The organism is Azospirillum griseum, assembly GCF_003966125.1.
In the GTDB taxonomy this organism is placed as follows: Bacteria; Pseudomonadota; Alphaproteobacteria; order Azospirillales; family Azospirillaceae; genus Azospirillum; species Azospirillum griseum.
Genome location: NZ_RXMA01000016.1, coordinates 21,354 through 34,024 on the forward strand (window position 1 = coordinate 21,354; position 12,671 = coordinate 34,024).

Annotated in this window: 11 protein-coding genes; 8 read left to right on the forward strand and 3 right to left on the reverse strand. The window is 66.2% G+C overall.

Features of this window, described 5'->3' with window-relative positions; all coding sequences use genetic code 11:
• Nucleotides 1-9 precede the first annotated feature (9 nt).
• Together EJ903_RS16335 and EJ903_RS16340 are read right to left on the reverse strand one after the other, a co-directional pair.
• Complete coding sequence (locus EJ903_RS16335) at nucleotides 10-1,893, reverse strand: matrixin family metalloprotease (RefSeq protein WP_126617360.1); 1,884 nt, start codon at nucleotides 1,891-1,893, stop codon at nucleotides 10-12.
• Between the two features lie 116 nt (nucleotides 1,894-2,009).
• The gene (locus tag EJ903_RS16340) at nucleotides 2,010-3,293 is read right to left on the reverse strand and encodes an L-fuconate dehydratase (protein ID WP_126617362.1); all 1,284 of its coding nucleotides are present in this window, start codon (nucleotides 3,291-3,293) and stop codon (nucleotides 2,010-2,012) included.
• 111 nt (nucleotides 3,294-3,404) lie between these two features.
• Here EJ903_RS16340 and EJ903_RS16345 point away from each other — a divergent pair, with 111 nt between their 5' ends.
• The 3 genes from EJ903_RS16345 (at nucleotide 3,405) to EJ903_RS16355 (ending at nucleotide 6,021) form a co-directional block, all read left to right on the forward strand.
• Complete coding sequence (locus EJ903_RS16345) at nucleotides 3,405-4,235, forward strand: IclR family transcriptional regulator (protein WP_246015654.1); 831 nt, start codon at nucleotides 3,405-3,407, stop codon at nucleotides 4,233-4,235.
• A 162-nt stretch (nucleotides 4,236-4,397) separates the two neighbouring features.
• Nucleotides 4,398-5,141 carry an SDR family oxidoreductase gene (locus tag EJ903_RS16350; protein ID WP_126617364.1) on the forward strand — a complete coding sequence of 248 codons (744 nt, stop codon included), beginning with the start codon at nucleotides 4,398-4,400 and terminating at the stop codon, nucleotides 5,139-5,141.
• Nucleotides 5,142-5,178: 37 nt separating this feature from the next.
• Nucleotides 5,179-6,021, forward strand: coding sequence for a fumarylacetoacetate hydrolase family protein (locus EJ903_RS16355; RefSeq protein ID WP_126617366.1), 843 nt, complete (start codon nucleotides 5,179-5,181; stop codon nucleotides 6,019-6,021).
• Here EJ903_RS16355 and EJ903_RS16360 read toward each other — a convergent pair.
• On the reverse strand, nucleotides 6,011-6,706 hold the full coding sequence (locus EJ903_RS16360; protein ID WP_126617368.1) for a FadR/GntR family transcriptional regulator: 696 nt from the start codon (nucleotides 6,704-6,706) through the stop codon (nucleotides 6,011-6,013). The genes EJ903_RS16355 and EJ903_RS16360 overlap by 11 nt on opposite strands.
• A 283-nt stretch (nucleotides 6,707-6,989) precedes the next feature.
• Between EJ903_RS16360 and EJ903_RS16365 the strand changes: the two genes are divergently transcribed.
• From EJ903_RS16365 to EJ903_RS16385, 5 genes are all read left to right on the forward strand, one after another.
• Nucleotides 6,990-8,600 (forward strand): sugar ABC transporter ATP-binding protein, encoded by a 1,611-nt coding sequence (locus EJ903_RS16365; protein WP_126617370.1) that lies wholly within the window; start codon nucleotides 6,990-6,992, stop codon nucleotides 8,598-8,600.
• Nucleotides 8,597-9,655, forward strand: coding sequence for an ABC transporter permease (locus tag EJ903_RS16370; RefSeq protein WP_246015656.1), 1,059 nt, complete (start codon nucleotides 8,597-8,599; stop codon nucleotides 9,653-9,655). The genes EJ903_RS16365 and EJ903_RS16370 overlap by 4 nt, the downstream gene beginning before the upstream one ends.
• Before the next feature lie 103 nt (nucleotides 9,656-9,758).
• On the forward strand, nucleotides 9,759-10,703 hold the full coding sequence (locus EJ903_RS16375) for an ABC transporter substrate-binding protein (protein WP_126617372.1): 945 nt from the start codon (nucleotides 9,759-9,761) through the stop codon (nucleotides 10,701-10,703).
• Nucleotides 10,704-10,810: 107 nt separating this feature from the next.
• Nucleotides 10,811-11,839 (forward strand): aldo/keto reductase, encoded by a 1,029-nt coding sequence (locus EJ903_RS16380; RefSeq protein ID WP_126617374.1) that lies wholly within the window; start codon nucleotides 10,811-10,813, stop codon nucleotides 11,837-11,839.
• A 4-nt stretch (nucleotides 11,840-11,843) separates the two neighbouring features.
• Nucleotides 11,844-12,659 carry an amidohydrolase family protein gene (locus EJ903_RS16385; RefSeq protein WP_126617376.1) on the forward strand — a complete coding sequence of 272 codons (816 nt, stop codon included), beginning with the start codon at nucleotides 11,844-11,846 and terminating at the stop codon, nucleotides 12,657-12,659.
• Nucleotides 12,660-12,671 lie beyond the last annotated feature (12 nt).

Genomic DNA, 12,671 nt, shown 5'->3' on the forward strand with positions numbered 1-12,671 from the left:
CGGGCGGGATCAGCCCGTTGCGGACTCCCATCCGAACGCGCTGGTGATCATCGCGCCGTAGAGGGTGGCGCTGTCGGTGGTGGACAGGGCGTTGCTGGCCAGGCTGGTGCCCGTTCCCCCACTGTCAAAGGTCAGCTCCGCGTTGGTGCTGCCGCCGGTCAGGGCCGCCAGCGGGTCGCTGATCGCCGCCTGGAACGCAGCAGAGGCGTCGTCATCGCTGACGGTGCTGGCGCTTTGCAGAGCGTTGTCCGGCGTGGCCGCCGCCAGGGGGGCCGCAGCGGCGGACGAGGTGTCGCTGGCGACGTAATAGGCGACCCCCTCGTAATTGTAGGTGCTCGACAGGTTGGCGATCACGCTGTCGCGTTCGGTGTCGGAGATCGTGAAGAAGTGGGAGCCGACCACCGTGTTGAAGAAGCGGTAGAGCGGGGTCATCCCGCTGAGCGTCGCGTTGGCGCTGCTGGACGTCACGGCCTGATAGGCAACCCCTTCGTAATTGTAGGTGCCGGACAGCGTGCTGATGACGTTGTTCTTCTCGCCCTCGCTGGCGGTGTAGAAATGGCTGCCGTTGGCGGTGTTGTAGAACCGGTAAACGGGGGTGGTGTCCGACAGGCTGGTCGCAACGGCGGAAAAGGCCGCCCCTTCGTAGTTGAAGTTCGACAGGGTGGCGATCACGGTGTCGCGTTCCGTGGACGAGGCCGTGAAGAAATGGGTTCCGTTGTTGCGGTTGAAAAACCGGTAGATGGTGGACCCGGCGACGGTGGAGGTGGTGGTGGTCGTCGTCAACGACACCGTCTGATCGGAAAAGACCAGACTTTCAACATTGGTCAGGGTGTCGGTGTCGCTGGCCGAACTGGACAGGTCGCGCACCCGGACGGTGCTGCCCGAGCGGGTGATGGTGTAGTTGGCGTAAGCCCCGCTGTAGACCGCGCTGTCGGTTCCGGCCCCGCCGTCGATGGTGTCGGACCCGGCCCCGCCGGTCAGGGTGTTGTTCGCGTCGTTGCCGGTGATGGTGTCGTTGCCGGTGCTGCCGGTCGCGTTTTCGATCACCGTGTCGGACATGATGTAATAGCGGGCGGTGTTGCTGCGGCCCTGCCCGGTGCTTGCGGCTCCGGCGCGCAGATCCAGCGAGTAGGTGCGGCTGCTGTCACTGGCGATCAGGCTGTCGGTTCCACCATAGTCCCAGATGGTTTGATCGGCCCCACCGACCTGATAACTGTCGCTTCCGGCGGTGGTCGTGGTGTTGGCGCCGTAGAGATATTGGATGGCTTTGATGTCCAGGGCCTGCGGCGTGACAGTGTAGAGCGAGTTCACATGCGTGTAGCTCATCACCGTCCAGTCATCGGTGTCGGTGGAGCTTGGCAGGGTGGTGGTGCTCTGGTCGCCCTCCTCAAAGGGATGCTTCAGCCCCAGGGCGTGACCGATCTCGTGCAGGAGCAATTCGATGTAATAGCCACCCGCCGACGTGCTGGTGGATTGCATGTCGCTGCTGACCCAGACATCGCCCGAGACGGCGGATTGCCCAGGGTAATAGGCCCAGGCGGCGGTGTCCTCCGGCATGTTGTTGTAAATGCCGAAGCGCAGATCCCCGGCCTCGGTGGAGCTGTCGGTCACTTCGGTGAAGGTGATGTTTGCCACCCGCGCCCAGGCCGTCAGGGCGGTGCGGACCGCCGCCTTCTGGTCGGTCCGCAGGACTTGCGAGTTCAGATACTCGTTGGTGCTGGAGTAGTTGGTGGAATAGCGGCTGGCCGAGGATTCGAAGCTGTAGGTCAGCGCCACCGTCGCCCCGCTGCCGGTGCCCCAACGGGCGTCATCGATCAGGGCGTTGATCTGCGAATCGGTGGACAGGGTGACGCCGGTGGATTGCGCCCGTGAGCTGGTTATGCCGTTCCCCATGCCGCAACTCCTGGTGTCTCTGAGGTCCTGTGACGGACGCGCGCGCCGTCACAGGATCCCCAAGGCAACCCGGCCATGCAAGCAGGAAACGGGCGGCAATGATGGGGGGCCTTCCCTTATCCGCCGAACAGGTGCGTTTTGATCGAGGCTGGCTTCATGGTGATGGAGAAGCCGGGCGCGGTCGGGGCGCGGTAGCGGCCCTGTTCGACCACGCACGGCTCTTCGAAATGCTCGTGCAGGTGATCGACGAATTCGGCGACGCGGCCGTCCCAGCTTCCCGAAACGCACAGATAGTCGATCATCGACAGATGCTGCACATACTCGCACAGCCCGACGCCGCCGGCGTGCGGGCAGACGGGTTTGCCGTACTTCGCCGCCATCAGCATGATCGCCAGATTCTCGTTCAGCCCACCGACGCGGGCGGCGTCGATCTGCACCACGTCGATGGCGTCGGCTTGCAGGAACTGCTTGAACATGATGCGGTTCTGGCACATTTCGCCGGTGGCGACCTTGATCGGGGCCACGCCCGCGCGGATCGCCCGGTGGCCGAGGATGTCGTCGGGGGAGGTCGGTTCCTCGATGAACCACGGGTTGAATTCGGCCAGATCGCGCACCCAGCCGATGGCCTCGTCCACCTCCCAAATCTGGTTGGCGTCGATCATCAGCACGCGGTCGGGGCCGATCTCCTCGCGCACCACGCGGCAGCGGCGGATGTCGTCGGCGCGGTCGCGCCCGACCTTCAGCTTGAAATGGCTCCACCCGGCGGCCACGCCCTCGCGGCACAGGCGGCGCACCTTGTCGTCGTCGTATCCCAACCACCCGGCCGAGGTGGTGTAGCTGGGATAGCCGTCGGCGAGCAGCCGCGCCCGGCGCTCCGGTTCGCCCGCCTTGGCGCGGGTCAGGATGGCCAGCGCCTCCGCCGGGGTCAGGGCGTTGGTCAGATAACGGAAGTCGATCAGACGGACGATCTCTTCCGGCGTCATGTCGGCCACCAGTTGCCACACCGGCTTTCCGGCCTGCTTGGCCCACAGATCCCACACCGCGTTGACCACCGCCCCGGTGGCCAGATGCATCACCCCCTTGTCGGGGCCGACCCAGCGCAGATGCGAATCGCCGGTGATGTGCCGCCAGAATCCCCCCATGTCGGTGGTGATCTCCGCCAGCGACAGCCCGACCAGACGCGGCATCAGCAGGTCGATGGCCGCCCGGCACAGATCGTTGCCGCGCCCGATGGTGAAGGTCAGGCCGTGGCCTTCCAACGCGCTGGAGGTTTCCAGCGCCACATAGGCGGCGGAATAGTCGGGATCGGCGTTCATCGCGTCCGATCCATCCTTTTGCGAGGAGGTCGGAAAGCGAATATCGTAACTGCGATGGCCGGTGATGCGGATGTCGGCGGGCATGCGGGGGCCTCCCTTGCGCGGATGTTGGGTGTTTTTTTGGTGGAGTGTTTTCTCTGTGAAATGGATAATCATATATGAAACGACCCGTCAAGCCGTCATGAGAGGTTCCGCGTGATCCCGACCGACATCGATCCGCCTGACTCCGGGGCCGAGTCCGCCGTCGCCGACGGTGGCGGAGCGGATGACAAGGAGCGCCGCTACTCCGCCCCGGCCCTGGAAAAGGGCTTGGACATTCTGGAATTCCTCTCGGAGTGCCGGGATCCGCAGTCGCTGCAACAGATCGGCGATGGGGTGGGGCGGACCAAGGGCGAGATTTTCCGCATGGTGTCGGTGCTGGCCGAACGCGGCTACATCGAACGGACGGAGGGCGACGACCGCTTCCGCGTCACCGACCGGCTGTTCCGCCTGGGGCTGAACCGGCCGGTGAACCGGTCGCTGGTGGAAATCGCCCTGCCGACGATGAACGCCTTTGCCGAAAGCACCGGCTACGCCTGCCATCTGGCGGTCCCGTCGGGCACGCAGATCGCCGTCATCGCGCGGGTGGAAAGCACCAGCCACATCGGTTTCACCGTGCGCATCGGCTACCGCCAGCCCTTGATTCTGACGGGGTCCGGCCATTGCCTGATGGCCTTCATGAGCGCGCGCCGCCGCCATCGGCTGTATGAGGAGTTGCGGCGGGACGATCCGTGGATCGATCTGGACGCGCTGACGCAAACCCTGGACGCGGTGCGCGCGGCGGGCCATGTCCGCCGCCCCAGCGGCATTTCCGAAGCGGTGGTCGATCTGTCCCACCCGATTGTCGATGGCCATGAGGGCGGGGCGGTCGCCGCGCTGACCTGCCCCTATCTGCGCATGCGCAACACCCCGCAGGAACCCGAAGCGATCCTGGAGGCGTTGGCGCAGGCCGCCCGCCGCATCTCCGACGCGCTGTCTCTGGATTGAGAGGGGAACAGGGTGGGGCGACTGATCGGTGAAATATCGCCGCGCTGATGAATTGATGATTTACAGGTGGAACGATGCTGTGTATGTAGGCTCCAACGATCCGCCACACGGATCACCGGAACCGGCCCCACCGGGCCGCGCAAGGGAAGGACCGCCACAGCCATGGCCAACCGCCTGAACGGCAAAACCGCCATCGTCACCGCCGCCGCCCAGGGCATGGGGCGCGCCGCCGCCCTGGCCTTCGCCGCCGAGGGCGCGCGGGTCATCGCCACCGACATCAACACCGCCCTGCTGGCTGAGTTGGACGGCACGCCCGGCCTGACCACCCGGCGGCTCGACGTGTGCGACCCGGCGGACATCGCCGCCTTCGCCGCCGAAACCCCGGCCCCGTCGGTGCTGTTCAACTGCGCGGGCTTCGTCCACGCCGGGACCGTGCTGGATTGCGACGAAGAGGCGTTCGACCGTTCGGTCACGCTGAACGTCCGCTCGATGTACCGGATGATCCGCGCCTTCCTGCCCGGCATGCTGGAGGCGGGCGGCGGCTCGATCATCAACATGGCCTCGGTCGCCTCCTCGATCATCGGCGCGCCGAACCGCTTCATCTATGGAACGACCAAAGCCGCCGTGATCGGCCTGACCAAATCGGTCGCCGCCGATTACGTGACGCGCGGGCTGCGGGTGAACGCCATCTGCCCCGGCACGGTGGACAGCCCGTCGCTGCACGACCGCATGCGCGCCTTGGGCGATTACGAGACGGCGCGCGCCGCCTTCATCGCCCGCCAGCCGATGGGCCGCCTGGGAACCGCCGAGGAGGTCGCCGCGCTGGCGGTCTTCCTCGCCGCCGACGAGTCCGCCTTCATGACCGGGCAGGCCATCGCCATCGATGGCGGTTGGTCCAACACCTGATCACCGCCCGCCCGTTTTCTTCACCAGGAACCAAGCGATGAAACTGTTGCGTTATGGCCAGCCGGGGGCCGAAAAGCCGGGCATTCTCGACGCGCAGGGCCGCATCCGCGACCTGTCGGCCCACGTCGCCGACATCGGCGGCGCGGCGCTGTCGCCCGAGGGGTTGGCCGCCATCGCCGCCCTGCCGCTGGACAGCCTGCCGTTGGTGGAGGGGGAACCCCGGCTGGGGCCGTGCGTGACCGGGACCGGGAAATTCATCTGCATCGGTCTGAACTATTCCGACCACGCGGCGGAAACCGGGGCCACCGTGCCGCCGGAGCCGGTGATCTTCATGAAGGCGACCAGCGCCATCCAGGGGCCGAACGATCCGGTCGAAATCCCGCGCGGTTCGGCCAAGACCGATTGGGAGGTCGAACTCGGCGTCATCATCGGCAAGACGGCGAAATACGTGTCGGAGGCCGACGCGCTGGACCATGTCGCCGGTTACTGCGTCATCAACGACCTGTCGGAACGGGCCTTCCAACTGGAACATCAGGGCCAGTGGACCAAGGGCAAATCGGCCGACACCTTCGGCCCGGTCGGCCCCTGGCTGGTGACGAAGGACGAGGTTGCCGACCCGCAAAATCTCGGGATGTGGCTGGAGGTCAACGGCCACCGCTATCAGAACGGCTCGACCCGGACCATGGTCTATGGCGTGGCTTTCGTCGTGTCCTACCTGTCGCGCTTCATGTCGCTGCGCCCCGGCGACATCATTTCCACCGGGACCCCGCCCGGCGTCGGGCTGGGGCAAAAGCCGCCGGTTTATCTGAAGCCCGGCGACCGGATGGAACTGGGGATCGACGGGTTGGGCCAGCAGCGCCAGATCTGCGTCAGCTGCTGATCCAACGGTCGGTGGATTCCTTCAGGTGCTGGCGCATCGCCGTTTGCGCGGCCAGCGGATCGGCGGCGTCCAGCGCCTGAAGGATCGCTTCGTGTTCGTCCAGGGCGAAGCGCCAGGTCTGGGTGCTGTCGAACCGCTCGCGCAATTGGGAGGAGATCGGGCTGTGCCGTTCGTCGAACAACTCCCCCACCAGCCGCACCAGCACGCTGTTCCCGCTGAACCCGGCGAGCGTCAGGTGGAACTGTTTGTCCTGTTCCACCGGATGGCCGCCCTGTTCCATCTCGCTGCGCATCCGCGCCAGAATCTCGCGCAGGCGGGCCAGACCGTCGGCGCTGATGCGGGCGCAGGCGAGAACCACCGCCGCCCCTTCGATCACCGCGCGGGCCTGCATCAGCTCCGACGGGCTTTCGCCCAGCGCGGCGGTGCTGGTTGGCAGCAGCCGTTCGGGCGGCTGGCAGACATACACCCCCGACCCCATGCGGATTTCCACGCTGCCGTCGATTTCCAGCGCGATCAGCGCCTCGCGCAGGGAGGGGCGTGACACGCCCAATTGCTGGGCCAGATCGCGTTCGGGCGGCAGACGGGTGCCCGGTGCGATGGCGTTGCTGGCGATCAGCGCGCGGATCTGGTCGGCCACCTGCTGGTACAGGCGGCGCGGTTCGATGGGTTTGACCAGAGTGGACATGCGCGGCGCTCCCCGATGAATTGGCCTTACCATATAGGGCGGCGGGGTGGTCAACAAGAGGGGTCTGTTGGCGAATTGCTGCGCAAAAGATGCGAAAATTGGTATCAATTGATACACTGGTCAAACCAATCCTGCTCTGACTGGTAAATTGGCTTGACCAAAACAGTTCGTCCGCCTATCGTACAGTCTAGGGCCGGGAACGCAGCCGTTGCGAACGGCCCGCACACCACCGTTCAGAGTGGGACCGCGCTGCCCGTCATGGGCCGCCGATTGGGAGGAAGCCATGCCACCATTGACCGCCGAACGGGCGTCATCCCTCCATCATGCCATCACGTCGGCCACCGACCCGGCCACTGAACCGGGGGCCGACCCGGGGGCCGAGGTGCTGCGCCTGACCAACGTCACCAAAAGCTTTCCCGGCGTCCGCGCCCTGGACGAGGTTTGTTTTGACCTGCGGCGGGGCGAGGTTCACGCCGTGTGCGGCGAAAACGGGGCGGGCAAATCCACGCTGATGAAGATCATCAGCGGGCAATACCAGCCCGATGGCGGGACCATCCGCTACAAGGGGGCCGACACCCGCTTTGCCAATTCCCTGGAGGCCGAACGGGCGGGGATCGCCATCATCCACCAGGAATTGAACCTGATTCCGCATCTGTCGGTGGCTGAGAACATCTATCTGGCCCGCGAACCCAAGCGCGGCTGGTTCGTGGACCGCGCGGCCCTGCGCCGCAACGCGCAAGCCTGCCTGGACCGGCTGGGGGTGGACATCCGCCCCGACGCGTCGGTGAAAAGCCTGTCGGTCGCCCAGTGCCAGATGGTGGAAATCGCCAAGGCGCTGTCGCTGAACGCCGAAATCCTGATCATGGACGAGCCGACCTCGTCCCTGACCGAATCCGAAACCGCCCTGCTGTTCCAGGTGATCCACGAGTTGAAGCGCGAGGGGGTGGGCATCGTCTACATCTCCCACCGGCTGGACGAGATGGCGGCGATCGTCGATCGGGTCACGGTACTGCGCGACGGGCGTTACGTCTCCACCCATGATTTCGCCGCCACCACCGTCGATGAGATCGTCGCCCACATGGTCGGCCGGTCGCTGGAGGAGAAGTTCCCCGAACGCACCTCCACCCCCACCGCCGATGTCCTGCTGTCGGCCAGCGGCCTGACCCGCAAGGGCGTGTTCCACGATGTGGGGTTCGAGCTGCGGCGCGGCGAGATCCTGGGCTTTGCCGGGCTGATGGGGGCCGGACGCACCGAGGTGGCGCGCGCCATCTTCGGGGCCGATCCGCTGGACGCCGGAACCATCCGCCTGGGCGAACGCGCGATCACCGTGCGCAGCCCGCGCGACGCCATCGACCACGGCATCGCCTATCTGTCGGAAGACCGCAAAAGCCACGGTCTGGCGGTGAAGATGTCGGTGGTGCAGAATCTGACGCTGGCCAGCATGGACAGCGTGTCCAACCGCTTCGGCTTCATCGATTTCGCGGCGGAGGCCAAGGCGGCCAAGACCTACATCGACCTGCTGTCGATCCGCACGCCCTCGCCGCACCAGATCGCCAAGCTGCTGTCCGGCGGCAACCAGCAAAAGATCGTGATCGGCAAATGGCTGTTCCGCCAATCGCGCATCCTGTTTTTTGACGAACCGACGCGCGGCATCGACGTCGGGGCGAAATTCGCCATCTACCAACTGTTGGACCGGCTGGCCGCGCAGGGCATCGGCGTCGTCCTCATCAGTTCGGAACTGCCGGAAATCCTGGGTCTGACCGACCGCGTGGCGGTGTTCCACGAGGGCCGCATCACGGCGGTGCTGAACACCCGCGACGCCAGCCAGGAAGAGATCATGCACTACGCCTCGGGCCACAGCCGCCCGCACGCGTCGGGAGCCGCAACGCCATGAGCGACCTCAGCACCACGACCAAATCCGTCCCCCAATCGGCGCGCGAGCCGGGTGAACCAAAGGCCCGCATGATGAACGACAAGAAAAAGGACCTGATCCAGAAATTCGCCGCGCTGGCCAGCCTGCTGCTGCTGGTCGCCGTCTTTGCGATGACCAGCGACGCGTTTCTGACCGTCAACAACGGCATGACCATCGCCTTGCAGGTCACGTCCATCGCCTATCTGGGCATCGGGGCCACCTGCGTCATCATCACCGGCGGCATCGATCTGTCGGTGGGGTCGGTCCTGGCGCTGGCCGGGGTGGTGGCCGCACTGGCGGTCAAGGCCGGGGTTCCGGTTCCGCTGGGCATGGTCCTGGGCGTGCTGGTCGGGGCCTTCTGCGGCCTGCTGAACGGCCTGTGCGTCACCCGGCTGAAGCTGCCGCCCTTCATCGCCACGCTGGGCATGATGCTGGTGGCGCGCGGCATCGCCCTGCAAATCACCGGCGCACGCGCCGTGTCGGGCCTGGGTGAATCCTTTGGCGAGCTGGGCAACGGCGCGCTGTTCCGCATCGTCACCATCGGCGACGACGGCTTTCCCAACGTGGTGTTCCCCGGCATCCCCTATCCGGTCATCCTGATGGTGGTCGCCGCCATCGGCGTGGCGGTGATGCTGAGCCGCACCACGCTGGGCCGCCACATCTACGCCGTGGGATCGAACGCGGAGGCCGCGCGCCTGTCCGGCGTCAACGTCGCCCGCGTCACCCTGATCACCTACATCCTGTCGGGCAGTCTGGCCGGTCTGACCGGATGTGTGCTGATGTCCCGTCTTGTCACCGCCCAACCGAACGAGGGGGTGATGTACGAGCTGGACGCCATCGCCAGCGCGGTCATCGGCGGCACCTCGCTCATCGGTGGGGTGGGCACGATCTCCGGGACCGCCATCGGGGCCTTTGTCATCGGCATCCTGCGCAACGGCCTGAACATGAACGGCGTCTCGGCCTTCACCCAGCAGATCATCATCGGGCTGGTCATTCTTCTGACGGTGTGGATCGACCAGATGCGCAACCGTCGCTGAGGCCCACGCGGAGGCCCGAGGGGGAGGTGTTTCCCCCCGGCCCGCGTCGTCATCACCGCGTAACCACCTCAACAATCATCAAAAATCTTTGGGAGTGAAAAACATGCGCACAATCGTTTCGGCTTGCCTGGCGTCCGTTCTGGCTCTGGTCGCCGGGTCGGCGCTTGCCGCCGACAAGGAAATCGCGGTGGTCGTCAAGACCGTCAACTCCACCTTCTGGCAGAATGTGCAGAAGGGGGCCACCGCCGCGCAGAAGGAATCCAGCGGCTTCACCATGACCTTCCAGGGTCCGGCGGCGGAATCCGCCATCGCCGATCAGGTCAACATGGTGGAAAACGCGGTCAACCGGAAGGTGGCGGGCATCGTGCTGGCCCCGTCCGACCCCGACGCGCTGGTTCCGGCGATCAAGAAGGCGTGGGAAGCCAAGATCCCGGTCGTGCTGATCGACTCCCAGATCTCCGACGCGGGCAAGCAGTATTACCAATCCTTCCTGGCCACCGACAACGAGAAGGCCGGGGAGCTGTGCGCCAAGGCCCTGATCGACAAGGTCGGGACCACCGGCAAGATCGCCGTCATGTCCTACGTCGCCGGGGCCGGGTCGGAAATCGGCCGGGTGGGCGGCTTCACCAAATACATCAAGGCCAATTCGCAGCTGAAGATCGTCGGCCCCTTCTATTCGCAGTCGCAGATGGCCACGGCGCTGAACCAGACCACCGACGTTCTGGCCGCCAACGCCGATCTGAAGGGCATTTTCGGCGCGAACGAACCGACCGCCATCGGCATGGGCCGCGCGCTGGCGCAGGCGGGCAAGGCGGGCCGCGTCGTCGCCGTCGGCTTTGACGGCAACCAGGATCTCCAGGGCTTCGTCAAGGACGGCACGCTGGAGGCCATCGCGGTCCAAGGCTCCTACCAGATGGGGTATCTGGGGGTGCAGAGCGTGGTGAAGCTGGCCACCGGCGGCAAGGTGGACAAGTTCCTCGACACCGGTGTCGTGCTGGTCAACAAGGCCAACATCGACCAGCCGGAGGCCAAGAACGTCCTGTATTGATCGCGTCTTCGCGTCTCGTTTCTCCATCCACACTTCACCGGGTGCGCGTGGTCCATCTCTTCTTTGGCGTGCACCCGGCCTTTTCTTTCTGACACGGCGGCTGTGACATGACGAAGCTCGACGAACGGCGATCCCTCCCGCGCTCCGGTCTGGCGGTTCCGGTTCTGGGGTTGGGCTGTGCCCAGATGGGTGGCCTGTACCGCAGCAGCACCCCGGCGGAGTCCGAGGACACGGTGGCGGCGGCCTGGGATCATGGCATCCGCTGTTTTGACACCGCCCCCTATTACGGCTATGGCCGCTCCGAACGCCGCCTGGGGGCCGCCTTGTGCGACCGGCCCCGCGACGAGTTCCTCATCAGCACCAAGGTGGGCCGCCTGATCCGTCCCAACGCCGACGGCGCGCGGGTGGCGGGGGTGGACGCCAACGGGTGGGCCGATCCGTTGCCCTTCCATCAGGTTTATGATTACAGCCACGACGGAGTTCTGCGGTCGGTCGAGGATTCGTTGCAGCGGCTGGGCTTGGCCAACATCGATCTGCTGTATGTCCACGACATCGGCCGCGTCACCCACGGTGGCCTGCACGATCACCATTGGCAGCAACTGACCCGGGGCGGCGGCTTCCGCGCGCTCGACGGATTGCGCCGTGACGGCCGCGTGTCGGCCATCGGGCTGGGGGTGAACGAATGGGAGATCGCGCTGGACGCCATGGGCGAAATCGACCTGGATTGCACCATGCTGGCCGGGCGTTACACCCTGTTGGAACAGACCAGCCTGACGCCCTTCCTCGACGCCTGCGTGAAAGCCGGGCACGCCATCGTCGCCGCCGGGGTGTTCAACTCCGGCCTTCTGGTCGGCAACGGCAAGTTCAATTACGCCGACGCGCCGCCGGAGATGATCGCGCGGGCGCAGGCGTTGGACGCTGTGTGCCGGGAGTTCGACACGCCGTTGCCCGCCGCCGCCCTGCAATTCCCGCTCGCCCATCCGGCGGTGGTGTCCTGCGTCACCGGGGCGCGCACCCGCGCCCAGTTGGACACCAACGTCGCCTGGTTCCAGCGGCCGATCCCGGCGGAATTCTGGCAGACCCTGGCGGCGCGCGGCCTGATCGACGCCGCCGCTCCGGTCCCGGCGGGGGCGTGACGGCATGGTGATCGACGCCCATCAGCATTTCTGGTTGCTCGCCGCCCGCGCCGGGCAATGGCCGCCGCCCGATCTGGCCGCCATCCACCGCGATTTCCAACCCGCCGACCTGACCCCCCATCTGGCCGGGGCCGGGGTGACGGGAACCATCCTGGTCCAGTCGCTGCCGTCGGTGGAGGACACCCTGTGTCTGTTGGATCTGGCCGACTGGAACCCGTTCATCCGGGGCGTGGTCGGCTGGGTCGATTTGAAAAGCGACACAGCCCCGGCGGTCATCGCTGATCTGGCCCGTCATCCGGCGCTGAAGGGCCTGCGCCCGATGCTTCAGGATTTGGCGCCGGAGTGGTTGGACGATACCGCACTCGACCCGGCGATCCGGGCGATGATGGCGGCGGGCTTGCGCTTTGACGCGCTGGTCCTGCCGCGCCATCTGGCGGCCTTGCGCCGCTTCGCCGACCGCTTCCCGGATCTGCCCATCGTCATTGACCATGGGGCCAAGCCGGAGATCGCACAGGGCGGAACCCCAGGCTGGGCCGCCGATCTGGTGGCGTTGAGCCAGCGCCCCAACATCTGGTGCAAGCTGTCGGGGTTGTTGACGGAGGCGGGGACGCGCACGGGGATCGAGGACATCCGCCCCTACGCCGACACGCTGTTCACCGTCTTCGGGCCGGACCGCCTGATCTGGGGCAGCGATTGGCCGGTGCTGGAACTGGCCGGGACCTATGGCGGTTGGTTGGCGATGGCGCGGGAACTGGTGCCGGAGGACGCGCACCCGACGGTGTTCGGCGGCAACGCGCGCCGCTTTTACGGATTGGATTGAGGGCAGGGGGCA